This window comes from Rhodospirillales bacterium, from assembly GCA_016710335.1.
Lineage (GTDB): Bacteria > Pseudomonadota > Alphaproteobacteria > Rhodospirillales > Defluviicoccaceae > JADJXQ01.
In genome coordinates this window covers 319,101-343,786 of record JADJXQ010000005.1, presented here as the reverse complement: position 1 = coordinate 343,786, position 24,686 = coordinate 319,101, and the positions used below count along the sequence as shown (strand labels likewise).

General features: G+C 66.7%; 19 protein-coding genes and 1 pseudogene. 9 read left to right on the top strand and 11 right to left on the bottom strand.

All coding sequences use genetic code 11. The features are described from left to right. Positions 1–44: 44 nt before the first annotated feature. The 4 genes from IPM60_11280 to IPM60_11265 all read right to left on the bottom strand — a co-directional run bounded on the left by IPM60_11280 (position 45) and on the right by IPM60_11265 (position 5,518). Positions 45–2,504 carry a hypothetical protein gene (locus tag IPM60_11280; protein ID MBK8908457.1) on the bottom strand — a complete coding sequence of 820 codons (2,460 nt, stop codon included), beginning with the start codon at positions 2,502–2,504 and terminating at the stop codon, positions 45–47. Between the two features lie 148 nt (positions 2,505–2,652). Continuing rightward, positions 2,653–4,188 carry a 2-polyprenylphenol 6-hydroxylase gene (gene ubiB, locus IPM60_11275; protein MBK8908456.1) on the bottom strand — a complete coding sequence of 512 codons (1,536 nt, stop codon included), beginning with the start codon at positions 4,186–4,188 and terminating at the stop codon, positions 2,653–2,655. 18 nt (positions 4,189–4,206) lie between these two features. After that, positions 4,207–5,037: a bifunctional demethylmenaquinone methyltransferase/2-methoxy-6-polyprenyl-1,4-benzoquinol methylase UbiE gene (gene ubiE / locus IPM60_11270; protein ID MBK8908455.1), complete on the bottom strand. Its 831-nt coding sequence runs from the start codon at positions 5,035–5,037 to the stop codon at positions 4,207–4,209. A 106-nt stretch (positions 5,038–5,143) separates the two neighbouring features. Next, a complete protein-coding gene (locus IPM60_11265) occupies positions 5,144–5,518 on the bottom strand; it encodes a hypothetical protein (protein ID MBK8908454.1) in 375 nt (124 codons plus the stop codon). Between the two features lie 199 nt (positions 5,519–5,717). Here IPM60_11265 and IPM60_11260 point away from each other — a divergent pair, with 199 nt between their 5' ends. Together IPM60_11260 and IPM60_11255 are read left to right on the top strand one after the other, a co-directional pair. After that, positions 5,718–6,236, top strand: a complete 519-nt coding sequence (locus IPM60_11260; GenBank protein MBK8908453.1) for a peptide deformylase — start codon at positions 5,718–5,720, stop codon at positions 6,234–6,236. A 34-nt stretch (positions 6,237–6,270) separates the two neighbouring features. Beyond that, positions 6,271–7,218 carry a methionyl-tRNA formyltransferase gene (locus IPM60_11255; GenBank protein ID MBK8908452.1) on the top strand — a complete coding sequence of 316 codons (948 nt, stop codon included), beginning with the start codon at positions 6,271–6,273 and terminating at the stop codon, positions 7,216–7,218. 10 nt (positions 7,219–7,228) lie between these two features. Here the strand turns inward: IPM60_11255 and IPM60_11250 are convergent, their stop codons facing one another. After that, positions 7,229–8,272: a hypothetical protein gene (locus tag IPM60_11250; protein MBK8908451.1), complete on the bottom strand. Its 1,044-nt coding sequence runs from the start codon at positions 8,270–8,272 to the stop codon at positions 7,229–7,231. A 146-nt stretch (positions 8,273–8,418) separates the two neighbouring features. Here IPM60_11250 and truA point away from each other — a divergent pair, with 146 nt between their 5' ends. Next, positions 8,419–9,156, top strand: a complete 738-nt coding sequence (gene truA / locus IPM60_11245; GenBank protein MBK8908450.1) for a tRNA pseudouridine(38-40) synthase TruA — start codon at positions 8,419–8,421, stop codon at positions 9,154–9,156. 191 nt (positions 9,157–9,347) lie between these two features. On the opposite strand, the gene IPM60_11240 is transcribed toward truA, so the two are convergent. The 3 genes from IPM60_11240 to dapD are packed head-to-tail and all read right to left on the bottom strand — an operon-like array spanning position 9,348 to position 11,979. Further along, a complete protein-coding gene (locus IPM60_11240) occupies positions 9,348–9,929 on the bottom strand; it encodes a hypothetical protein (protein ID MBK8908449.1) in 582 nt (193 codons plus the stop codon). Then, a complete protein-coding gene (dapE, locus tag IPM60_11235; protein MBK8908448.1) occupies positions 9,926–11,080 on the bottom strand; it encodes a succinyl-diaminopimelate desuccinylase in 1,155 nt (384 codons plus the stop codon). Before dapE ends, IPM60_11240 begins: the two co-directional genes overlap by 4 nt. Positions 11,081–11,127: 47 nt before the next feature. After that, a complete protein-coding gene (gene dapD / locus IPM60_11230; protein MBK8908447.1) occupies positions 11,128–11,979 on the bottom strand; it encodes a 2,3,4,5-tetrahydropyridine-2,6-dicarboxylate N-succinyltransferase in 852 nt (283 codons plus the stop codon). A 258-nt stretch (positions 11,980–12,237) separates the two neighbouring features. On the opposite strand from dapD, the pseudogene IPM60_11225 reads away from it, so the two are divergent. Continuing rightward, positions 12,238–15,019: pseudogene (locus tag IPM60_11225) on the top strand ([protein-PII] uridylyltransferase). Positions 15,020–15,050: 31 nt separating this feature from the next. Next, positions 15,051–16,601: a murein biosynthesis integral membrane protein MurJ gene (gene murJ / locus IPM60_11220; protein MBK8908446.1), complete on the top strand. Its 1,551-nt coding sequence runs from the start codon at positions 15,051–15,053 to the stop codon at positions 16,599–16,601. Positions 16,602–16,675: 74 nt separating this feature from the next. Here the strand turns inward: murJ and IPM60_11215 are convergent, their stop codons facing one another. Both IPM60_11215 and IPM60_11210 read right to left on the bottom strand, forming a co-directional pair. Beyond that, positions 16,676–17,362, bottom strand: coding sequence for a hypothetical protein (locus IPM60_11215; protein ID MBK8908445.1), 687 nt, complete (start codon positions 17,360–17,362; stop codon positions 16,676–16,678). A 160-nt stretch (positions 17,363–17,522) separates the two neighbouring features. Further along, positions 17,523–19,061: an AMP-binding protein gene (locus IPM60_11210; protein MBK8908444.1), complete on the bottom strand. Its 1,539-nt coding sequence runs from the start codon at positions 19,059–19,061 to the stop codon at positions 17,523–17,525. Between the two features lie 262 nt (positions 19,062–19,323). Here IPM60_11210 and glgC point away from each other — a divergent pair, with 262 nt between their 5' ends. From glgC to IPM60_11190, 4 genes are all read left to right on the top strand, one after another. Beyond that, positions 19,324–20,604 (top strand): glucose-1-phosphate adenylyltransferase, encoded by a 1,281-nt coding sequence (gene glgC, locus IPM60_11205; GenBank protein ID MBK8908443.1) that lies wholly within the window; start codon positions 19,324–19,326, stop codon positions 20,602–20,604. A 1,127-nt stretch (positions 20,605–21,731) separates the two neighbouring features. Then, entirely contained in the window at positions 21,732–22,124 is a 393-nt protein-coding gene (locus IPM60_11200) for a DUF1127 domain-containing protein (GenBank protein ID MBK8908442.1), read from the top strand. A gap of 82 nt (positions 22,125–22,206) precedes the next feature. Continuing rightward, positions 22,207–22,893 carry a CBS domain-containing protein gene (locus IPM60_11195; protein MBK8908441.1) on the top strand — a complete coding sequence of 229 codons (687 nt, stop codon included), beginning with the start codon at positions 22,207–22,209 and terminating at the stop codon, positions 22,891–22,893. A gap of 58 nt (positions 22,894–22,951) precedes the next feature. Beyond that, positions 22,952–24,109 (top strand): PAS domain S-box protein, encoded by a 1,158-nt coding sequence (locus IPM60_11190; GenBank protein ID MBK8908440.1) that lies wholly within the window; start codon positions 22,952–22,954, stop codon positions 24,107–24,109. A 175-nt stretch (positions 24,110–24,284) separates the two neighbouring features. On the opposite strand, the gene IPM60_11185 is transcribed toward IPM60_11190, so the two are convergent. Then, entirely contained in the window at positions 24,285–24,563 is a 279-nt protein-coding gene (locus IPM60_11185; GenBank protein MBK8908439.1) for a BolA family transcriptional regulator, read from the bottom strand. Positions 24,564–24,686: the final 123 nt, after the last annotated feature.

Sequence of the window (24,686 nt, the reverse complement as noted above, 5' to 3'; positions counted from 1 at the left end):
CGACACCCTCGCCCTGAGACTCTCCCGCGTGCGGCGGAGGGAGATCAGGAGAGGTGCGAGGCGGATCCCTGGCTGCTGCGGCGCGAGGCGGCGCCGGCGAGGGCGACGAGGGCGGTGAGGAACATCCAGACCGCCGCCGGCAGCGGTGTCGCCCGCACCGCCACGTCGGCGTAGAAGGCGCCGTCGCTGCCGCCGCCGGTCAGCACCATCGACATCGCGAGGTCGAGAATGCCGTCGGCGCTGACGTAGCCGCTCATGTCGCCGAGGCTGACCGCGTTGCCGGTGAAGAACGCCAGCGCGTCGGCGAGCTCGGTGAACGCCTTCTTGAACGTCACCGCGCCGTCCTCCACGTCGACCAGGAACGACAGCGTCTCGAACCCGCCCCCGGAGAACGCCGCGTCCACCAGATCGAGCGTCAGCACCGGCGCGCTCTTCGCGAACGACGCCACGCTGAAGTCGAGCTGGCTGGTGTAGGTCGTCAACGTCAGCAGCCCGCCATCCGAGGCGACGTGCCCGGCGCCGAGGGTCGCGGTCGCGAGCGTCGCCCGCCCGCCGTGGAGGCTTGCTGGACCCGCGGCCTCCGGGAACAGCCGGCCATAGGCCACGGTGCCGATGTTCGTGCTGGTACCGGCCGCGGACGCGTCGAGGAAGACCGACGTCGGGTGGAACATCGCCGCGCCGGCGTCGGCCCGGCTCTGCACCGGCCCCTCGCTGACGACGCGCGCGAGCACCGAGCCCTTCGGACCGGTCGCCTTGGCGGTCGCCGTCGCCTTGCCGGCAGCGCCGGCCGCGCTCGATGGAGGAGGATTGGTATCGGGCCAGGACACGGTCGGCTTGCCGCCCGCGCCACCACTGGCGATCGCCCGTGCATCGATCCGGCCAGGGCCCGTTCCTTCAGCGGTCGCAACCGCATCACCGCCCCGACCGGCGACATCGCGGGGGGAATTGCGAAAGGAGACGGATTTGTCGCCCCCGACGCCGCCGATGGCATCAGCGTACGCGGAAACATCGCCACCGACGCTGGTTGCAAAGCTGGTGGCGTCTGCGTTGCCGCCGACGCCGCCGTCGTCGCCCCCACCGCCGTTGTCCCCACCTTCGCCGCCAACGGCGCCTGATCTGGTAGAAATTCGACCCAGGCCGCGGCCCTCGGCATGTGCGGACGCATCGCCCCCCGATCCGCCATCGCCACCACCGAAGACTCCGCCCCCCGCGCCACCCGCAGCGGATGCGTTTACTGAGATATCTCGTCCGTTAGAACCTTGGGCCTTGGCGGTGGCTCGGCCGCCTGGCCCTGCTTCTCCATCGTCGTCGCAGAACTCGCAAAAAGACACGTCATCGCCCGCGACGGCGATGGCAGAGGAGGACACACGCGCCGTGCCCGACGCTTCGGCGAGGGCGTCCGCGTCGCCGCCGTCCGCACGACCGTCAAAAATGAAACCGTCGCCGCCGGCTGCATGCGAACTCGCGCTTGCGTCACCGTCCTGAACCGTCGTTTTGGCGCTCGCCCGCGCGTCGGCGCCATCGCCGGCGCCTACCTTGCCGGCGACTGCTGTCGCCCGTGAGGTGCCGGAGCCAGTGCCAACGTTGGAAGTCGCATCCGCCCGCGCGTCGCCGGCACCAATACCGGACTCGTAGAAGCCGCCCAGGCCGCCGTTGGCGGTCGCTTTTGCATCGGCTTGGCCTCGCTCTGCCGTGGCGCGGGCAGTGGATGTCGCTCTGCCGCCGGCACCACCGCTGCCGGCTTCCGACGACCCTCCACCACCGCCGTTGCTCAGAGCATCAGCCTTGGCGGCGCCACGACGCACAGTCGCAAAGGCCTCCGCGTCGGCGTCGCCTCCATTGCCACCTCGGCTGAAGGCAATCGAATCCCCACCTTCGCCACCGGTTGCAACGGCCGCCGCCGTTGCGTCGGCGTCGATGGCTTCGGCAACCGCAAATGCGCCCGCCTCTCCGCCCGCTCCGCCGAGGTATATGGGGTCGATATTTGTATCGCGGCCTGCTCCGCCCTCCGCGTCGGCAACAGCCTTGGCATGACGACCCGGAGCCGTCGTTTTAGATCGAGCCGTGGCGCTAGCAGTGCCGCCAGCGCCGTGATGACTGCCATAGCCGCTGTAAGTTGAGCTAGTAGCGCCGCCATCGCCGCCGGTGGCGTAGGCCTTGTGCCGAGGGCTCAAGGTGCCGTTCGCGTGAGCGCTGGCGTTGCCGCCGCGGCCGCCGTCACCGCCGCGGCCACCCGGAACATCAAGTGCCGTGGACTCGCCCCCATCCCCGCCGTCGCCGCCGCGGCCGCCGATGGCGGTGGCGTGCTCGGTGTTGCCATTGGCGAAGGCGTCGCCGCCGGGAGCGCCGGGTTGGCCGTCCCCGGGCGGGTTGCCGTCCGCGCCGTCGGCGCCGTCGGCGCCGGGCGCGCCGAGCACGCTGACGCTGGCGGCCCACGCGGGGCTCCCGAGCCCCACGGCCAGAGCGAACATGGAAACGGACAGAAGATCGGCGCGGCGCGTCATGGTGTCCCCCCTATTAGGCCTTATCGGTGATACGTGTATCATGAGTAGGCCGCATGAGCGAAACGTTGTTAACGGCAGGCGATCAACGTCCAGAAGCATGGCCGGCGCGCGTACACACGATGATGCCCACCGAGACTCTCTCTTCCGCTTATACGCCGGCGAGCAGGAACAGGAGAAACAGCACCGCGATGATGGCGAGCAGGGTCACCTGCAGACGCGATTCGGTCCAACCGAACGCGGGCCGCAGGCTGTTGGGATCGAGGCGGACGCCGTGCTCGGCCAGCATCTCCAGCCGGTGCTCCACACGGCGCAGCAGTTCCGGGAACCGGGACAAGCTGTCGCCCACCTCGGCCATGCGTTCCCGCATTATGGCGTTCGGGGCGAGCATGTCCCCCATCCAGCCCTCGATCAGCGGGCGCGCGAGCAGCCACATGTTAGCGTCGGGACAGAGGCGCCGGCCGGTGCCTTCGGCGACCAGCATGGTCTTTTGCAGCAACAGGAGCTGCGGTTGCGTCTCCATCTCGAAGGCCTCGGTGACGTAGAACAACTGGCCCAAGAGCTTGGCCATGGAAATTTCGTTCTGCGGCTTGTCCATGATCGGCTCGCCGACGGAACGGCAGGCCTGGGTGAAGGCGTCGACCGAGCGGTGGGACGGCACCCAGCCGGCCTCGAAATGGACCTCCGCCGCCCGCCGGTAGTCGCGGGTCATGAACGCCAGCAGCAGCTCGGCGAGATGGTGGCGGTCGCGTCGGGAGAGGCGGCCCATGATGCCGAAGTCGACGAACGCCAAGCCGCCGTCGGCGCGGACGAAGACGTTGCCGGCGTGGAGGTCGCCGTGGAAGAACCCGTCGCGAAACACCTGCAGGAAGAACGCCCCGGCCGCCTTGGCGAGCACGTCATGGGGGTCGAGGCCGTGGGCGATCACCGCCTCCCGGTCGTCGAACGGGATGCCGTAGACGCGCTCGGTGGTCAGCACCCGCTGTGCGGTGCGGCCCCAATCCACCGCCGGCACCAGGAACCCGGGATCGTCCGCGAAGTTCTCGGCGAGCTCCACCGCCGCCGACGCCTCGAAACGGAGATCCATCTCGAACGCCACCGACTCGGCCAGGGTCCGCACCGCTTCGACCGGGCGCAGCCGACGCCACTCCGGGCGCGCCGTCTCGATCAGCTTCGCCACCCACAGGAACAAGTCGAGGTCTCGCTCGAACTTGCGCCGCACGCCGGGGCGCAGCACCTTGACGGCGACCGGGCGGCCGTCGCTGTCCTCCGCGAAGTGGACCTGGGCGATGGAGCCGGCGGCCACCGCCCGATCGTCGAAGCTGCGGAACAGGCTCCCGATCGGCTTGCCCAATTCCTCCTCGATGATGGCTCGCGCTTGCGAGCCGGGAAACGGCGGCAGGCTGTCCTGCAGCTCGGAGAGATCCGCCGTCATCTCCTCGCCCATCAGGTCGGAGCGGGTCGACAGCGCCTGGCCCAGCTTGATGAACGACGGTCCCGCTTCATGCAGGGCGCGTGCGAGGCGCTGCCCCGGTCGCCCCGGTTCGGGACGGCGGGAGATGAGGCGCGCCGACACGATGATGAAGGGCGTGATGCCGAGGCTTTCGAGCGGGAACAGGGCGTCGTGGCGCGCCAGAATGCGGGCGATGGTCAGCAGCCGAACGACGTTGCGGACAGTGCGGATCACGGTCGGATCACGCCCTGATCACGTGCGCCATGCCGAATGCAGGGCAGCGATGCCTCCCGAGAGATTGCGGTAGCGCACCTGGTCGAGACCCGCGTCGCCGATCATGCGGGCGAACGCGTCCTGCGGCGGAAAGCGGCGGATGCTCTCCACCAGGTAGCGGTAGGCCTCGGCGTTGCCGGCCACCGCCTGTCCGAGCCGCGGCAGCACCCGGAACGAATAAGCGTCGTAGAGGCCGTCCAGCACCGGCAGCGCCACCCGCGAGAACTCGAGGCAGAGAAAGCGTCCGCCCGGCTTGAGGACCCTGCGCGCTTCCGCCAGCGCCGCGGCGATGCGCGTCACGTTGCGGATGCAGAACGCGATGGTGTAGGCGTCGACCGATGACGAGGCGATGGGCAGGCGTTCCGCGTCCCCGCAGATCCAGTCGAGATTACGCACCCGCCCGGCGTCGAGGGCGCGATCGCGGCCCACCGACAGCATCTCGCGGTTGATGTCGACCACCGACACGGCGCCGCCGCCGGCCTTCAGGATGCGTATCGCGATATCGCCGGTGCCGCCGCCGACATCGAGGACGTGCATGTCCGGGGTCGGCCGCAGCCACTCGACCATCACCTGTTTCCAGTAACGATGGACGCCGAAGCTCATCAGGTCGTTCATCAGGTCGTAGCGGCTGGCGACGGACGAGAACACCTCGCCGACCAGTCCCGCCTTGACGGTCTCGTCCACCTCCCGGAACCCGAAATGGGTGGAGGAACCGCCGGCCGACTGTTGGGCGTCGGGCGCGATTGCATCGCCGGTAGCGTCGGCGCCGGAGGTCAGGGCGGAATCAGGTTTGCGATCTTGGCTGGACATGGCGCGCGACTATAGCGAGGAGCACCGGCGCTGTCGCGCCCGACGACGCGGCGTCGGGCTCCGGTGTCGCGGCCGTGCGGCCGTGCGGCCTCGGCTTTTCGCGGCTTCAGCGGATGGAAAGAACGATCGCGCCGCCGCCGGTGGCGGACGAGCGGCTGAACGCGCCGCTGCCTTTGCGGGCTTCGGCCTGCAACTCCCCCGTGCCGCTCCGGTTCTCGATGCGGCAGCGAAGCGCATCGGCGTCGAACTCATGACGCGCCGGCACCTTACCCTGCAGTTCCACCGTCTCCTCCGCGCCGCCGCGCGCCAGCGCGCAGCGGGCGGTGAACCGGATGCCGGGCGAGCCGCTTATGGTAAGCACGATGGACGGCGTCGCATCCTCTGGAGCGGCTTCTCCGCCGGCGCCGGCAACACCGCGTCCGTGGGACATGCCCAGCATGACGATGGCGGCGGCGAGGCGGGCGGCGGTGCGCGGTTTCATGATCCACAGCCTACGCCCCGATTACCGTCAAGTCAGGCGAAACGTCGGGGACGGAGGTGGGCCTTTGCCCCCGCGCGCGATGGCGTGGTGGGCGGATGGGTGGAGGTGTCGCGAAGGCGCCCGGCCTTGACCGGGAAGTTTGGAGTCTCTATCTAAAACCGAGACTTTATGAATGGCACGCAGAGAGAACCGTCCTCGCATGGCTGTACTCCCGATCATCATCGCTCCCGATCCCAGGCTGAAAAACCGCGCCGGCGCCGTCGTCGCCGTCGATCCAGAGGTGCGCCAGCTGATGGACGACATGCTGGAGACCATGTACGCGGCGAAGGGTATCGGATTGGCAGCGCCGCAGGTCGGCGTCGGCAAGCGGGTGATCGTCGTCGATGTGATGGAACCCGGCGAGACGGCGGCACCGCTGCTCATCGCCAATCCGGAGGTGGTCTGGGAGTCGGACGAACTGATCAGCGTCGAAGAGGGCTGCCTGTCGCTGCCCGACCAGTACGCCGAGGTGATGCGCCCGGAGCGCATCCGGGTGCGCTATCTGGATCGCGACAACCAGGTGTGCGAGCGCGATGCCGACGGGTTGCTGGCACGTTGCATCCAGCACGAGATGGATCACTTGAGTGGCACCCTGTTCGTCGATCACCTGTCGTCGCTAAAGCGCAACATTATCCTGCGCAAGCTGGTCAAGGCGCGGAAACAGCCCGTCCCCGCCTGATTGGCCGCCGCCGGACGCCATTCCGCAGCGCGCCATGCCGCCCGTTCCTACCCCGCTCCGCATCGTGTTCATGGGGACGCCGCCGTTCGCCGTGCCGGCCTTGTCCGCGCTGATCGAAGCGGGGCACGACGTGGCTTCCGTTTACTCCCAGCCGCCGCGGCCGGCCGGACGCGGCCAGCGGGAGCGGCTGTCGGCGGTGCATACGGTGGCGGATCATCACCGCGTTCCGGTGCGGACGCCGCGATCCCTGGAAGCGCCGGCGGAGCAGGAGGCGATCGAGGCCCTCGCCGCGGATGTGGGGGTAGTCGCGGCCTATGGCCTCATTCTCCCGAAGCCGGTGCTGGATGCGCCGCGGCTCGGATGCGTCAACGTGCACGCGTCGCTGCTGCCGCGCTGGCGGGGCGCGGCGCCCATCCAGCACGCGATCCTCGCCGGCGACGCGGAGAGCGGCGTCACCATCATGCAGATGGACGAAGGCCTCGACACCGGGCCGATGATTATGCGGGGCGCCGTTCCCATCGGGCCCCACACCACCACGGCGGAGTTGCACGACACCCTGGCGCAGCTTGGGGCCGGCCTCCTGGTAGAGGCGCTGGAGGGTTTGGCGAACGGTGCTCTCCTGCCGGTGCCGCAGCCGATAGAGGGCGTCACCTACGCCGCAAAATTGACCCGCGACGCCGGGCGGCTCGACTGGACACGTCCGGCCGCGGCCCTGGAGCGTGCGGTGCGGGCGCTCAATCCGTGGCCCGGTACCTGGTTCGAGCATGACGGCGAACGGATCCGAGTGCTCGTCGCGGAGACGGCGCCGCTGCCGGAACCGGCGGCGCCGGGCGTCGTCCTCGACGATCGCCTGACCATTGCCTGCGGAACCGAGGCCCTGCGGCCGCTGAGCTTGCAGCGGAGCGGCCGGGCAGCGATGCCCACCGCGGCGTTCCTCAGGGGCCATGCGCTCCCGTCGGGAACACGCCTGACGACGGCATAGGGAGGCGGCGTTACTCCAGCGCCGACAGCATAGGCGCCGCATCTTCGATGCGCTGGATTTTTTCGATGCCTTGCCGCATCTCCGTTACCAGGAATTCTGCACGCCGCCCGGGCCCGCCGCTGTCGCGGGTCGGGAACAGACGCGCCCACGCATCCATCTTGACCGAAAGCGCACACAGCACACCGCCCGTCACGATGTGATGGCTCGAAATCAGCTTCTGAACTCGGCGAAAGCGTTCCGCGGACACGTTGCTCCACAAATCGCTGGTGGCGCGGTCGAAGCTCTCGAAGCGACCGGTGACGTTGGCCATCACCGCATTCACCGTCTCCTGCAGGAGGCGGCAGGTTTTCATGAGGTGGACGTCGTGACGCAGTTGATAATGCCGACGGATGTCGGTGATGGCGTCCAGGAAGTTGCTGACGATCGGCTCGATGTGATCGAGGGCTTGGCGATAGTAAGAGAGCGACAAGAATATGTCCCCATAGTCCTCAAGAAACTTCGGTACGTCTTCGACGGAGATTTCCAGGCGGGCGGCCATGATCTTGAGCTTTTGGAGTGCGTTCTTGACGTCGGGATCCTTGAACAGAGCGACGATGTCGTCGAAACTGTCGATCGACATGTTTTCGCTGCCGTAGATCTGCTTGATCAACGGCCGTGTGAAATCGGCCATGTAGTGGGTCAGCTCTTTGTTCTTGGACTCCGACAGGCGCAGCGCCGTGTGGTCGTTGACGGCAATGCCGTGGTCGCGCAGCAGGACGCGAAGGCTGAACACATCGAAGCTGGGCAGCAGCGCCAGCTTGCGCAGAACCGTATGGTCGGGGTGGGGCTGCGTATCCAACCAGCCGAATTCGCGCGGGATCGCCTCGACGTCGATCTGGCCGCTCCCTGTTTGCTTGCCCTCGAAAAGCTCGACGATGCTGTCCAGATGAACGTTCTTGATCATGCGCGCCCGTTTGAGCGCCGGGGTCATGAACGGGATGATGGAGAGCGGAAGGATGTGCAGAGAATCGCGATCGATGTCTGCAGTGGCTTCCCGCTGTTGTTCTAACACCATCGGTGATCTGCCCCGGTCGGCGCTGGAGGATCGTGGTCGGCGAGTTGTGGCACTCACACTGATCGCATAGAAACCTTTACGATGACTGAAAGAGCCCCGCAGCTCGCAACGTGCCCCACTATGAGCGACCTCCCCGCGAGACGCCGGTGCCGCGCTACAAGCTGACAATAGAATATGACGGCCGCGGCTTCGTCGGCTGGCAACGGCAGGACAACGGTCTCTCGGTGCAGGAGGTGATCGAGACCGGGATCCATGCGTTCTGCGGGGACACGACCCGCATCGTCGCGGCCGGCCGCACCGACGCCGGCGTTCATGCTGTCGGTCAGGTTGCCCACGCCGATCTGAGCCGAGCGCATGCCGCGGACACGGTGCGGAATGCCCTGAACTTCCATGTGCGGCCGGCGGCCGTCGCGGTGGTGCGGGCTGAGCCGGTCGGCGACGATTTCCATGCGCGCTTCTCCGCCAAGCGGCGACACTACCTCTACCGCATCACCGATCGACCGGCGCCGCCGGTGCTGCATCGCGGCCGCGTCTGGTGGAACCCGAAGCGGCTGGATGCGGACGCCATGGCCGCCGCGGCCGCCGTGCTCGTCGGCCGGCACGATTTCACGACCTTCCGTGCCGCGCTCTGTCAAGCCCGCTCGCCGGTGAAGACCCTCGATCGACTGAGCGTGACCCGCCGCGGCGACGAGATCCACGTCGAGGCGGCGGCGCGGTCATTCCTCCACCACCAGGTCCGCAACATGGTCGGGACCTTGCGCCGGGTCGGCATGGGCAAGTGGAGCGCCGCGGATGTGGAGGCGGCGCTGCAGGCACGCGACCGCGCTCGCGGCGGCGAAACCGCCCCCGCCGCGGGCCTCACCTTCGTCTCCGTCGATTACTGAGCCCCGCCGCTCATTCGGATGAGTCTGTGCACGAGAATCAAGAGTTGCGTGCAGCGACCGTGCATTCTTTGAATGCACCGCCGCACTAGTGCACAGACCCATTCAGACGGTACATCTGATTGGGTCAGATCGTGCACTAGAGTCAATTGGTTGTGTGCAGCGACCGTGCATTCTTTGAATGCACCGCCGCACTAGGACACCGGCCAGTACATCCGCGTGGTCGTCATACCGATCAGCAGGCTGAGCGCCAAATCCAAAAACACGATGCCGGTCGCCGCCATGCCGCTGACCGGCAGAGCGGTGCGTGCGATGAACCACAGGTAGGCGAACACCGCGGAAACGCCGATCAGCCACAGGAACCCGCCGGCGTCGGCCGGCACGATTTCAGTGATTCGCGCGATATTGATAGGGATCGTCACGCCGTTGGCGAGCACCATCGCCCAGTTGTAGGCGACGAGATATGCGGGAAAGCGGTTCCAGCAGCCGAGTTGCTGGGTCAGCCACGCGATGACCAGCGGGTAGGCGACCCAGGAGAGGACGTAGCCCTCGGCCTCGACGAGGATGAAGCGGAGCCCGTTCGGGGCCGGATCGAGCAGCGGAAAGGCCGCCAAGAGCAACAACGCGTAAAGCGGCGCCACGATCGCCGCCGCCCAGAACGAGCGCCAGACGCCCTCGTGGGTGGTGTTGAAGTAGCCCATTCCGCCCGCGTCGAAGTGGGCGAGGCGCCAGGCCCCGGTCAGCGAGGCCGCCGCTTCGTTGAGCAGCGTCGTCACGCTGAGCCTGCGAAGAAGCCGTCGAGAACGTGCTCGTAGATCCGGGTCAAGCGCTCGAGGTCCGCAACCAGGACATTCTCGTCCGTCTTGTGGGCGGTGGCACCGGTCATGCCGAACTCGACGACGGGGCACATGTCCTTGATGAAGCGGGCGTCTGAGGTGCCGCCGGAGGTGCTGAGCACCGGCGTTCGTCCGATCACGGTTTCGACCGCGCGCACGACCGTGTTGGCGAACGGGCCCGGCGGGTGGACGAATGCCGCCGCCGCGCTGTCGACCTGCAGCCTGAAGCGCCCGCCGCCCGCGACACATTTGTCGCGGACCCACGCCGTCAGGCTCTCCGGCGTGTGCAAGTCGTTAAAGCGGATGTTGAACCGTGCGCTCGCGACGGCTGGAATGACGTTGCCCGCGGGATTGCCGACGTCGACGCTGGTGATGGTGACTTGGGACGGCTGGAAGTGCGGCGTTCCGGCGTCGAGCGGCGTCTCGATCAGGGCGGTCAGCGCACGCATCAACCGCGGGATGGGGTTGTCCGCCAACTGCGGATAGGCCGCATGCCCTTGCACGCCCTCCATGGTCAGGACGAGATTGAGGCTGCCGCGCCGGCCGATCTTGATCATGTCGCCCAGTTCCGCCGGGTTCGTCGGCTCGCCCACCAGGCAAGCATCGAGATGCTCGCCCCGCTGCCGCAACCAGTCCAGGACCTTGATCGTGCCGTTGACGGCCGGTCCTTCCTCGTCGCCGGTGATCAACAGGCTGATGGAACCGCCGAGCGATGCGCCGCGCCCGGCGACGAACCGGTCGGCCGCGGCGACGAAGCAGGCGATGGCGGTCTTCATGTCGGCGGCGCCTCGCCCGTAGAGCCGTCCGTCGCGGATCTCCGCCGCGAACGAATCGACCGACCAGCCGCCGGGATCGCCCGCCGGCACCACGTCGGTGTGCCCGGCAAAGCAGACGTTCGGCCGCGCATCGCCAAGCCGCGCGTAGAGATTGCGTACATCCGGCGACTTGGGGTCGGAGAACACGAGAGACGTGCAGGAGAAGCCGAGCGGCTCCAGCGCCGCCTGCAGCACATCAAGCGCCCCAGCGTCGGCCGGCGTGACGCTCGGACAGCGGATGAGCGCCCGGCTCAGATCGAGCGGATCGATACGCACGGCTGCTCCTGCGGACTCGGCGTGACTTGACCACCCGCGACCGGCGGTCAGCTTCGCAACAGCTCGTTGATGGACGTTTTCGACCGGGTCTTGGCGTCGACCCGCTTGACGATGACGGCGCAATAGAGGCCCGGCCCCGGACGGCCGTCGGGCAGGGATCCGCCCGGCATCGTGCCGGAGACGACGACGGAATAAGGCGGCACCTGGCCGTAGAAGATCTCGCCGCTGGCGCGGTCGACGATGCGGGTCGAGGCGCCGATGAAAACGCCCATGGACAGGACCGAGCCCTCGCCGACCCGCACACCTTCGGCCACTTCAGCACGGGCGCCGATGAAGCAGTTGTCCTCGATGATGACCGGTTCCGCCTGCAAGGGCTCCAGCACGCCGCCGATCCCGGTTCCCCCGGAGATGTGGCAGTCGCGCCCGATCTGCGCACAGGACCCGACCGTAGCCCAGGTGTCGATCATCGAGCCCCGATCCACATAGGCGCCCAGGTTGACGAAGCACGGCATCAGCACCACGCCGGGCGCGATGTACGCCGAACGGCGGACCGTGCAGTCGGGCACGGCGCGAAAGCCGGCGGCGCGGAAGCGGCCTGCGTCCCAGCCGGCGAACTTGGACGGCACCTTGTCGAACCACGGCGCGCCGCCCGGACCTCCTTCGATCAGCGCCATGTCGTTGAGGCGGAACGACAGCAGCACCGCCTTCTTCAGCCACTGATTGACCCTCCAGCCCCCACCGGGCTTGTCGTCGGCCTTCTCGGCGACCCGCGCGGCGCCGGTGTCCAGCAAGTTCAGCGCCTCGTCAACGGCTTCGCGGATGGCGCCTTTCGTCTCGAAGCCGATGGTGTCGCGGCTTTCCCATGCCTGATCGATGGTACTCTGCAAGTCGTTGGTCATGTCCGGGGATCCGTCGAGGTGTCCGATGGCGAGCCCGGACCATGGGCAACCGCGCCGACACTGTCAATGCAGACCATCAGGTTCTGCGTCCGGAAATGAAGTCGAAGGGTTGGTTTCCAGGGAAAGCTCATGACTCGTCCTGCGACAAGCTCAGGATAAATGCTCACCATGAGGCGCCGGCATCGAGAGGCCAGCACTGAGCCAGTGGCGCGAAGACGTCGTATGGCGTAGGGTTCCATTGCCGAATCCGGAGGCACGATGCACCTCGTTGACAAGCCGCGCGCCATCATCGACCGAAAGGTTTTGCTTCGCGAACTGGAGGAGCAGGCGACCCTGACCGCCTGCTCGACCGAGACGCGTGGCAACTTTTTGCAGATCTTCAAGGCGGCGCTCCACCATGGCGTCGGCGAGATCCGCCGGCGCTTCGAGGACGAAGGCATCGACGGCACGGACGTGGTCGCTGCCAATTCCCATCTCGTCGACCAACTGGTGCGGGCCCTCTACGACATCGCGACGACGCACGCGTTTCCTGGCTCCGCACCCGAGGGCAGAGACATGGCGATCGCCGCCACCGGCGGTTACGGCCGCGCCGAGCTGTCGCCGTTCTCGGACATCGACCTGATGTTCCTGCTGCCGGACAAGCCGCCGCCGCACCACGAGCAGGTGGTCGAGTTCATGCTCTACATGTTGTGGGACATGGGCCTCAAGGTCGGCCACGCCACCCGCACCATCAATGACTGCATCACCCTCGCCCGCCAGGATCTCACCATCCGCACCAGCCTTCTGGAGGCGCGCTGGCTGTGGGGAAACGACGTCCTGTTCCACGCCTTCGAGCGCCGATTCCACGCGGAGGTGGTGGCCAGGACCGGCCCCGCCTACGTCGAGGCAAAAATGAAGGAGCGGGCTGCCCGCCATGAACGCATGGGCGATTCCCGCTACGTGCTCGAGCCCAACATCAAGGAGGGCAAGGGCGGGCTGCGCGACCTCCACACACTGTTTTGGATCGCCAAGTACCTCTACCGGGTCAAGGACATGCAGGAGCTGGTCGAGCGCGGTGTGTTCACCCTCGCCGATGCGCGCCACTTCCGCCAGACCCAGGGGTTCCTATGGAAGGTGCGCTGTCACCTGCACTACGTGACTGGCCGGCTGGAAGAGCGGCTGACCTTCGACGTCCAGGAGGTGATCGCGCGGCGCCTCGGCTACCGCATGCGCGGCCACCAGCGCGGCGTCGAGCGCTTCATGAAGCACTATTTCCTAATCACCAAGACGGTCGGCGACCTGACGCGTGTCTTGTGCGCGGTGCTGGAGGAGGAACACAAATCGAAGCGGCGCTTCCGGCTGCCGTCCCTGTCCTTCAAGCGCCGCACCGCTCCCGGCCTCCGACTCGACGGCGACCGCATCACCGTGGCCCGCGCGGAAGTGTTTGCGAACGACCCGGTCAATCTGCTCCGTCTCTTTCACGACGCGCAGCGACTCGGCGCCGACGTGCATCCGCATGCGCTCCGCCTCGTCCGCCAGAGCCTTGGCCGCGTCAATAGCGAGGTGCGCGCCGATGCGGAGGCCAATCGGCTGTTCATCGACATGATGACCTGCGGCAAGGATCCCGAGACGACGCTGCGGAGACTTAACGAGGCGGGCGTGTTCGGGCGCTTCATTCCCGACTTCCGCCGGGTCGTCGCCCAGATGCAGTATGACATGTACCACATCCACACCGTCGACGAGCACACCATCCGAGCGATCGGCATCCTGGACCGTATCGAGCAGGGGAAACTGAAAGAGCTGCACCCGACCGCCAGCGAGATCGTCGGCGAGATCCGCTCGCGGCGCGCCCTGTATCTGGCAGTGCTGCTGCACGACATCGGCAAGGGGCGCGGCGGCGACCATTCCGAGATCGGCGCCGACATCGCTCTGCTCCTCGGCCCGAGGCTGGGGCTTGATGCTTGGGAAACGTCCACCGTGTCGTGGCTGGTGCGCCACCACCTCCTGATGAGCCGGATCGCTTTCAAGCGCGACCTCGACAACCCGAAGACGATCAGCGATTTCGTTGCCACGGTCCAGTCGCCGGAGCAGCTCAAGATGCTGCTGGTGCTGACCGGCGCCGACATCAACGCCGTCGGCCCGGGGGTGTGGAACGCCTGGAAGGCGAACCTTCTGCGGGAGTTGTATCTGCAGGCGCTGGAAGAGATGGAGATGACCGGAGGCCAGCCGGCGGAACGTCGTGAACACCGGGTGGCCCGCGCCAAGGATCAGCTTCGCAAACGGCTCGCCGCCTGGGACGAGGAGATGCTGGAGCGGTTCATCGCCCGCGGCTACTCCGACTATTGGCTGGCCTACGATACCGAAACCAAGGTCAACCACTTCGACATGATGCGGAAGGCCGAGGCAAGGGGACGGACGCTGTGCGTCGAGTCGCGCCGGGACGCGGACCTGCCGGTCTCCGAGCTGATCATCTATGCGCCCGATCATCCCGGCCTGTTCGCGCGGCTGGCCGGCGCCCTGGCGCTGACCAGCATCTCCGTGGTGGAAGCCAAGATCGTCACCCTCGCCAACGGCATGGCGCTCGACACGTTCTACGTCCATGACGCGGCGGCGGGAGGCTACGATCCGGCGGAACGGCTGGAGCGGATACGCACCGTGATCGCCGCTGCCGTCTCAGGAAAGATACAGCCGGCGCGGGAGTTGGAAGCGGTGCGCGCCAAGGCGCTGCCGAGCCGCACCGGCGTCTTCCAGGTGCCGCCGGCGGTTATCATCGACAACCGGGCGAGCCGCACCCATACCGTCATCGAGGTCAATGGCCGGGATCGGCTCGGGTTCCTGCGACGTCACCTGGACCTTGACGAACCTCGGTTTGCAGATCGCCAGCGCCCACATCTCGACCTATGGCGAGCGGGTCGTCGACGTGTTCTACGTCAAGGACGTGTTCGGGCTGAAGGTGGAAGACCAGCCGAAGCTGCGGCGCATCGAAACCCGCCTGCTCCGCGCCATCGAGGCTCCCGAAGATCGGTCGGCTCCGAGCATCAAGTCGTCGGCGGCCGAGTAGCCCAAGGTCAGACGCCGGAACCGTCCGCCGCATGCTCCTGCTCCGATCCATCGCCACCGTGGGCGGCTTGACCATGGTCAGCCGCCTGTTCGGGTTCGCCCGCGATATCCTCATCGCCGGCGCGCTCGGCGCAGGGCCCGTTGCCGACGCGTTTTTCGTCGCCTTCAAATTCCCCAACCTGTTTCGGCGGCTGTTCGCCGAGGGGGCATTCACGGCGGCGTTCGTCCCGCTGTTCGCCGGCAAGTTGGAGACGGACGGCAAGGAGGCGGCGCGCCGATTCGCCGAGCAGACGCTCGCGGTGTTGGTGTGGGCGCTGGCGCTGATCGTCGCGGTGATGGAAATCGCCATGCCAGTGGCGATGCTGGTGTTCGCCCCCGGCTTCGTCGCGGACCCGGCCAAATTCGACATGACCGTGCTGTTCGCCCGCATTACGTTTCCATACCTGCTGTTCGTGTCGCTGACCTCCCTCTACGCCGGCATCCTCAACTCGCTCGGGCGGTTCGCGGCGGCGGCGGCCACGCCGATCCTGCTCAACCTCTGCTTGATAGCCGCGATCCTCGCCTTCGCGCCGCTGCTGCCGACGCCGGGCCACGCCCTGGCATGGGGTGTACCGGTAGCCGGCGCCGTGCAGCTGGCATGGCTGGTCGCCAATTGCCGCGCCGCCGGCGTCAGCCTCCGCCTGCGCCGGCCGCAGATGACGCCCCAGGTAGCGACGCTGTTGCGCCGCGCGCTGCCGGTGGCGATCGGCGCCGGCATCTATCAGATCAACCTGTTGGTCGACACCGTGATCGCCTCGCTGTTGCCGTCCGGCTCTGTCTCGTTTCTGTTTTACGCCGATCGGGTGACCCAGTTGCCGCTGGGCGTGGTCGGCGTTGCGGTCGGCACGGCGCTGTTGCCGCTGCTGTCGCGGCAGGTGCGCGCCGGCAACGACGCCGCGGCGCAGCACAGCCAGAACCGGGCGCTCGAGTTCTCGCTGTTCCTTACGGTTCCGGCGGCGGTGGCGCTGGTGGTGCTGGCCGAGCCGGTGGTCATGGTGCTGTTCCAGCGCGGCGCGTTCGACGCGGAGGAGACGGCCAAGACCGCGGCGGCGCTGGCGGCGTTCGCGGCCGGCCTGCCGGCGTTCATCCTGATCAAGGCGCTGACCCCCGGCTTTTTCGCCCGCGAGGATACGGCGACGCCGGTCAAGATCGCCGCCGCCGCAGCGGCCGTCAACGTGGCCCTCTGCGTGGCGCTGATGGGGCCGTTGCAGCACGTCGGCATCGCAGCCGCTACCGCCGCCTCGTCGTGGATGAACGCAGGGTTGCTGGCGTTCATGCTGCATCGGCGCGGCCATCTGCACATCGACGACCGTCTCAGGCGACGTCTGCCGCGCACCCTCGGCTCCACGGCGCTGATGGCGGTTGTGCTCTACGGGATGATGGCGGCGACCGCCGGGTGGCTCGACTCCGACGCGCTGCAGCGGACCTTGGCGCTGGCCGCCGTTGTCGCAGCCGGATTGGCTGCGTTCGCCGCTACGGCGCAGGTATCGGGGGCCGGCGGCCTCGACGACATCCGCGGCATGCTGCGTGCCCGAAGCCCATGAGCGGCAGCGCGGCCAGCGCCGTCGGCCGGGAGAGCGCCGTAAAGAGGCGGAGAGCCAGATTCTCCGCGAGGTGCTTACTGCCTGACGTCGCCAGGGCTGGCGTCGGGCGCCTCGTGTTCTTCGGCGGTGCGGAGCGCGTCGAGCAGCGATTCCGGCTCGCGGGTTTCGGCGGCGCCCCGCGACAGGATCTCCGCCGGAGCAAGGGACCTGCGATAGAACTGCTCGTTGAGCGCCGGGTCGGCCGTGACTTTCCAGCCGTCGAAGGCGGGGAGCAGAGTGCTCGCCTCGTTGACCTTGACGAAGGCGACCATGTGCGGCAGCGGATCCGAGAACGCGTCCGGATCGACGCCTACGTTGACCGGATCGACACGAAGCCCGTCCTCGCCGCCAAGCTCGGCCGACCCCTCCTTCAAGCGCGTAATCGCATCGGTGCGCATGATCAGAAACGTCATGGCGAGGCCGGGATACGGCGCCTTCCCGTCGCGCGACTGCACCCGATAGAACGCCGGATCGCTCCACGGCCCGATAACGCCGTCGCGCACCACCACCACCGCCGGCCGTCCGGCCTCATCTTCGCCGGGTGTAGATCCGGTCTCGTCGAGAACCGGTACGACGATGGCGGCGTCCGCCCGCGCCAACGCCGCGCTGAACCCTGACGAGGTGTGCCCGGTCCGGAAGTCCTCGACTGCGGAGCGTGCCTTGTCCAGCACCGTCTTCGGCTCGATCGTTTCCGCCATCGCCGGGACGGCCAGCGTCGCCACCAGTCCCGCCGCAACCGCGCCTGAAAGCGCCCTTGGACACCCTCGCCACCTCATATCGTCGCTCCTATCCCTTTCGTCATGGGAGCGGAGCCTACCGCCGCGGCCACGCCAGGGGCATTAACCTGGGACAGTCCGCCGGACCGGCGGGCGCTGCGGGCTCCTAACCGCCGTTCCCCGGCTTATAGGCGTCGCGCATGTCGCGCTTGAGGGTCTTGCCGGCGACGTTGCGGGGGAACTCGTCGTAGAGCACCACGTCGTGCAGGCGCTGGAACTTGGCGCCGACCCGCTCGTTGGTCCACGCGACCAATTCCGCCGGGGTCGGCGACCGGCCCTTGGCAAGGACCACGGCGGCGACCGGCACCTCGCCCCACTTGTCGTCGGGCGCGCCGAACACCGCCACTTCCTGCACTGCCGGGTGGCCGATGACCACGTCCTCGATGTCCTTGGGATAGACGTTGACGCCGCCGGAGATGATCATGTCCTTCATGCGGTCGACCAGGAACAGGTAGCCGTCCTCGTCGAGATAGCCGAGATCGCCGGAACGCAACCAGCCGTCGATGATCGCCCTGTCGGTCAGGTCCGGCCGCTTGTAGTACCCCGGCATCATGCACGGGCTCTGGCCGCAGATCTCGCCCACCTCGCCGGGCGCCGCCTCCGTGCCGTCGTCGCGAAAAATCTTGATGTCCATGAACGGCGGCGCACAGCCGACGGAGCCGACTTTGCGCATGGCGTCGTGCTTGTCGAGCACCGTCATCAGGCCTTCGGTCAGGCCGTAGAGTTCGTAGAACCGGTTCGGCAGCAGGTCGTTCAACTTCTGCTTGTAGGGAAGCGGCAGCGGCGCGCCGATGTTTTGCAGCATCTCCAGCGACCCGAGCTTGTCAGGCGCGAACGCCGGGTGGTTGAGGACGGCGATGATCTGCGACGGCACCATCACGATGTGGGTCACCTTCTCGGCGGCGATCGTCTCTATCACCCGCTCGGCGGCGAACGCCTCGTGGAGGATGTAGGTACCGCCGACGAACATCCACGGCATCAGGTCGACCATCGAGCCATTGAAGACGATGGAGCCCGAATGGAGCACGATGCTCTCCGGGATGATGCGGAACGTCTCCGCGAAGATCATGCAGTACATGGCCCGAACGTAGTGGGTGTGGATGATCCCCTTCGGCAGCCCGGTGGTGCCGCTCGAATACATGATATTGAACATGTCCTGGTCGGTGAGGCCGGCGTCCGGCGGCTCGCTTTCCGCCTGATCCGCGATCATCGCCTCGAAAGACCGAAAACCGGGTACCGGCGCTTCGCCACCACCCACCAGGACGTAGCGGTCGGCGGCGATCGCCGGCAGGCGTTCCCGGATGCGCCCGAACGTCTCCGCGAACGATGCGTGGCCGACGACCATGGCGGTGTCGGAGTCCGCGAGCAGCGTCGCCAGTCCCTCGCCTTGCAACAACGGGCTGGCCGGGACGATGACGATGCCGGTCTTGGCCGCGGCCCAGTAAGAGGCCATCATCTCCAGGCAGTTGGGCAGCACCGTGGTGAACTTGTCGCCCTTGCGAAGACCGCAGGCCAGCAGCGCATGGGCGTAACGGTTGACGTAGGCGTTCAGCTCTCGGTAGGTCAACCGCCGGTCGCCGACCACCAGCGCCACGTGGTCCCCGCGGAAGCGCGCATGGCGCGGCAGCAACGATCCGATGTTCATGGACGGGACTTCCCTTCACTAAGACCTGCTCTGATGGGCCTGCACTCGATGGGGCCTTCAGAGTTCCTACTATACCGAGCCGCATGCGGCGTTCCAGTCTTGGAGATCCGGTTCCAAGGGTGCTATCAATGGTGCGTTGCAACATCGGCCGTGAACGGCGTCCTTATGGCGATTCGATTGCTGAACTTGCGGGTGGCGCGGTTGCCCGCCGCGCTCACCTGCCTCGGGATGCGACACAGAACCGATGACCAATGATCGCCGCATGAAACATGAGGAGGAGAAGGTCGCCATGAGGCTCAAAGTGCTCGCCATAGTGCTCGCCGGGGGGGAGGGAACCCGCCTCGCTCCGCTGACCAAGGAGCGCGCCAAGCCGGCGGTTCCGTTCGGCGGCAAGTACCGCATCGTCGACTTCGTGCTGTCGAGCCTGATCAACTCGGGCATCCACTCCATCTATGTAGTCATCCAGTTTCGCAGTCAGTCGCTCCTGCAGCACCTGAACGATGGCTGGCAGACCGGCGGCATCCTGAAGAGCGCCTTCGTGGTGCCGGTACCGGCTCAGATGCGCAGCGCCGGCAAGGACTGGTACCGGGGCACCGCCGACGCCATTCATCAGAACATCAACCTGATCGAGCAGTCCCGCCCCGACATCGTTGCCGTGTTCGGCGCCGATCACATCTATCGCATGAACATCCATGAGATGATCGAGTTCCACGAGCACAAGCGCGCCCACGCGACCGTTGCGGCGATCCCGACGGACAAAAAGTACTCGAAGGAATTCGGCGTGCTGGAGACGACACACTCCGGCCGCATCATTGGCTTTCACGAGAAGAAGGCGGACGCGCCGACCATGCCCGGCGACCCCAACCGCGTCTATGCATCGATGGGGAATTACATCTTCTCGACCGACATGCTGCTCAAGATGGTCGAAGAAGATCAGAAGGACGAAAACAGCTCCCACGACTTCGGCAAGGACATCCTGCCGAAGATGGTGAGCTCGGCAGAGCTGTTCGCCTACGACTTCATGACCAACCGCATTCCCGGCGAACCGCACGGCAAGATGCCGTACTGGCGCGACGTCGGCACCCTAGACGCGTACTACGAGGCGAACATGGATCTGCGAGCGATCGACCCGCAGCTCAATTTGTTCAATGCCCAATGGCCGCTGCGGACGGCGGGCTACTCAGACCCGCCGACCAAGTTCGCGTTCGACGAGGACGGCCGCCGCGGCCAGGCCATCGACTCGGTCGTGGCCGGCGGCTGCATCATTTCCGGCGCGTCGATCCGCAATTCCGTTATCGGGCGCCATGTCTACGCCCACGCCGGCGTCGAAATCGACGAATGCGTGATCTTCGACAACTGCGACATCGGCCGCCGTTCCAAGCTGCGGCGCTGCATTCTGGAGAAGAACGTACAGATCCCGGAGGACTCGGTGATCGGCTACAACCTCGACGAGGACCGCAAGAAATACCACGTCTCGGAAAGCGGCATCGTCGTCATCGAAGGCAAGCGCACCCCGGTCAAGCTCAGCACGATCACGATCTGAGCGGCCTCAACGACCTTCGGTCTACTTCTCGGCCATGTTGGCCGAGACATCCGCGATCGCCGGTTGAGGATGCTTGAAGACTTGGCCCTCGTTGTCGCCGCGTCTCTCGCCGGCATCCTCAATTTGGCGGCGGGAGGCGGGCGGCGGGCGGCGGCACGTTTCTGACGTTCCCGGCGATCGCAAATATGGTTGCATTCTTACCGGCATCTTCTATATTTAGATTAACATGATTATGCGTCTTTGCCCCACCCGCTTTCTCTTGCATTCAGGCTCCCTGAAAACGGGCGGTCTCGCCCCGAGCGTCGCTGGCCGGGCGTAGCTCCGCCCCGGCCCGGCTCGGGGGCCAATCCCACCGAAATCACCGTTGATCGTTTCCAGTCGTCCGGCGGACCGCGGTCCGTCGGTAGACGGCTTCCGTGCTCGCTCACGAAGCCGCCCAAGAGGATGCCAACATCATGCTGTCTTCAATCCAGTGCCCTCACTGCAACGGAGGGGCGCCTTCGTCGGGAACTCGCTGTCCCGTTTGCGGTGCTCCCGTTTCCGCACGTCGTCCACAGCGAACGGCGAACCTCGTCCCGATGACGGTCGTGGCCCGGCTTAAGCCGAAATCGCGATCGCGCCCGCCCGATAACGGCTCCGGCCCGCCCCCCGCCGCGTGAACGCGGCGCACCGGATCGGCGACCGATCGCCATGCTGCAACGTGCGCGCTTGCTGCGTCCACCGCCCGACGTGCGGGGCGACCTGCGAGCGCAGACAACCAAGGAGTGACAGGGATGTATATCCACAGGACAGATGACAACACCTTCAAGACGCGCAAGCGGGCGCATGAGGGACACCCCATCATGGACGCAAGGAAAGTCGGCGACCCAACCATGTACGCCAATGACCTGTTCCATCGCTTGACGGGATACGGGGTAGTCCGTGCCCATCATGGCGCACACGGAACGCCGGCCACCGAAGACCATCGCGCACTGCGTTATGCCGAGGACACCTTAGCACGGATGAAAGGCCGCAAGCCTGGATATGAACCTGATCTCGGTCGGCGCCGCATGAATTGTCCTCGCCGCAGCGAAGCTGCTGCTGTCGCAAACACGACAGCCGGACATCACCCGGCGACAGTTCCCGCCATGGCATACGCGAGAGACCTGTTCAAACGATTGCGCGGATTGCCGGCGCTCCATCGGGATGACCCCGCGCACCGGCCGCTGCCGGAGACCATGGCCGAGCCCCTGCCGGTTGCCGAAGCGCTCCGGCGCGCGCTCAGGACAACGGCGCGACTCCTGTGGATCGGCGTCGTCGAGCGCTATCTGTGCCGGCGACGGCGGCGGGTCGCCGTCGCTCAACTCCAGGCGCTGGACGGCCGGTTGCTGGCCGACATCGGGCTTCGGCGCAACGACATCGAGCGGACGGTCGACGGCCTGATGAGGCGCAGCGGCAACACGCTGCCGACGGCCAGAGATCGGAACGGTTCGGGCGTTTCGGGCGCCGAAGACGAGAGCCGGTGGCGGCTGGCTGCATAGCCGGCTTCGGGCGCGGCCGAAGTGATGGACACGGAAGGTGCCCGGATCGGCACCGTTTAGAGAAAGACGAAGGAGAGAAGACATGAGGATCAGGGAGGTCATGAACAGCCCGGTCGACACCATCGACCCAAGCACGACGATTGCCGCCGCAGCCAGAATGATGCGTGACGCGAACGTCGGCTGCTTGTTGGTCAGCAGCGACGACCGGCTCTTGGGCGTCGTCACCGATCGTGACATCGTGGTGCGGGGCCTTGCCGAGGGCAAGGCATCCACCCGAAACAAGGTCTGGACCGTGATGTCGAGCGAAGCTCTGTGCTGCTTTGAAGATCAGCCAGCCGAGGCGGCGGAAAGGATCATGATGGAGCATGGCGTCCGGCGGTTGCCGGTACTCGATCGAGCCGGGCGTCTGACCGGGGTCGTTTCTTTGAGCGATCTGCGTGGCGGCGCATCCAGCAAGGCGCCGTGGCGGGTGACCTTCTACAAGACGCTGGCGGATGTCCGCGGGAGGTTGCACGAGGCGCCGCTCGTGATCCTCAACGTCGGTGCTGCAGTCAGCAAGACTGAGGCCGAGGCAGCGGCGCGGCGCATCTTCGAGGGTGACTGGAGCCCGAAGCGGTGGAAGGGCGCGGCGGATGGCGTCCACGTTGACGGCCGGGCGGGAGCCCGGCTTTCTCAGCCGCGCTCAACATCGAGACGGGTCGTGCCGGTGGCGCGGACCTCATCCAGGAGCGATTTTGCCCCGCAGCTTGGTGCCGCCGCGGCCGATTAGCGACCGTGGTCCGCGCTGCGGGTGACGAGGGTGACGAGGGTGACGAGGGTGAGGCAATATGAACGATCAGCCTTCTGACAGACTGGTTTGTCGCGCGTTCGAAGCGTCGACCGCCTCGATCGTTGTGACCGCCGGCCGGGATGCCGACCACGCCGTCGTCGATGTCAACCCGGCGTTCGAGATGTTGACCGGCTATGCTCGCGATGAGGTCCGCGGCCGCAACCTGCGTTTTCTGTTCGCGCATGATCGCGACCAGGAGGGCTTGCAGCTCATTCGCGATGCCCTGGCGCAACACCGCCCGGTGACGGCGGTGCTGCGCAACTACCGGAAGGACGGAGCGTTGTTCTGGAACGAGGTCCGGATGGCGCCGCTGCGCTCATCCGACGGCGACGTCAGCCACTGGGTCGCAGTCCAGGACGACGTTACCGACCGCGTCCGCAAGGAACACCAGTTGCAGGAGGCCGAGCAGCGGTTCCGTCTGGTGGCGGATGCGGCCCCGGTGATGATCTGGGTGGCGGACGCGGACAAGCGCTGCACCTACGTGAACAATGCGTGGCTGGAGTTCACGGCCCGCTCTCTCGAGCAGGTCCTGGGCGGCGGCTGGGGGGAGTGCCTTCACCCCGATGATCGCAGCAGTTGCTTCGCCGTCTATTCAGGAGCCTTCGACAACCGCCGTTCCTATCGGATGGAGTATCGCCTCAGACGGCGAGATGGCGCCTGGCGCTGGATCCTGGAAACCGGCGTTCCGCGTTACAGCGAGACCGGCGCTCTCGCCGGCTACATCGGCTCCTGTCTCGACATCACCGAACGCATCGAGGCTGAGCGCGCGCTGCGCGCCAGCGAGGCCCGATTCCGGTCGATAGCCGAGCATACCTACGACTGGGAAAGCTGGATAGGGCCGCACATGACGCCGCTATGGATCAATCCCGCGGTGGAGCGGATCACCGGCTACTCGGTGGCCGAGTGCATGGGCATGCGGCACTATCCTCTGCCTCTGGTTTATCGCGCCGATCGCGAACGCTTCGTGCAGGAACTTAAAGCTCCGCAGGGCAACGACCTGCCGTTCCGCATCGTTTGCAAGGACAAGACCGTTCGGCACGCGGCGATCTCTTGGCAAGCCATTACGGATCAGGATGGACACGCCGCGGGCTACAGAACCAGCGTTCGCGAAACCTCTCGTCAGGACGGCCCCGCCGGGCTGTCGGATCCGGAATGAACAGGGAACAGAAAAAATTTCAGAAAAAGCTTGTTTACATAACCCAATCGGGGTATACCACGCGTGTCCCGCGAGCGTCCTCGCGAACCAACAATTCAGAGCTTGGTTCGCATTGACCTCCTCCCTATCCAAACTAGGCCGCCCCTCCCCGGGGCGGCTTTTTTGGTGGCGCGCACTACCGGGCGTCGATTTCGGCCGGCGTCAGCGCCTTCAGGCTGAAGGCGTGAACGGGGCCCGCCAGTTCCTCGGCGATTACCGCCGTGACCATGCGGTGGCGGTCGACCCGGGACTTGCCGCCGAACTGCTGCGATACGATTTCCACCCTGAAATGGGTTTCGCCTTCCGGGCGGGCGCCGGCATGGCCGACGTGCTTGTGGGACTCGTCGACGATGGTCAGCAGGGACGGCTCGAACGCCGCCTGCAGCTTGGCTCGGAGGATCGAAGCTATGGTCATGACGTGCCATCTCGTACCAGTTTGCGTGACGAAGAAGTGGTGATGTCATCGTCCGGCGGCGTCAAGCCGCGATCGCAAGACTCCGGCCCGGCCAGGCGTGCGCAACGCCCGCGGATCGGGTTG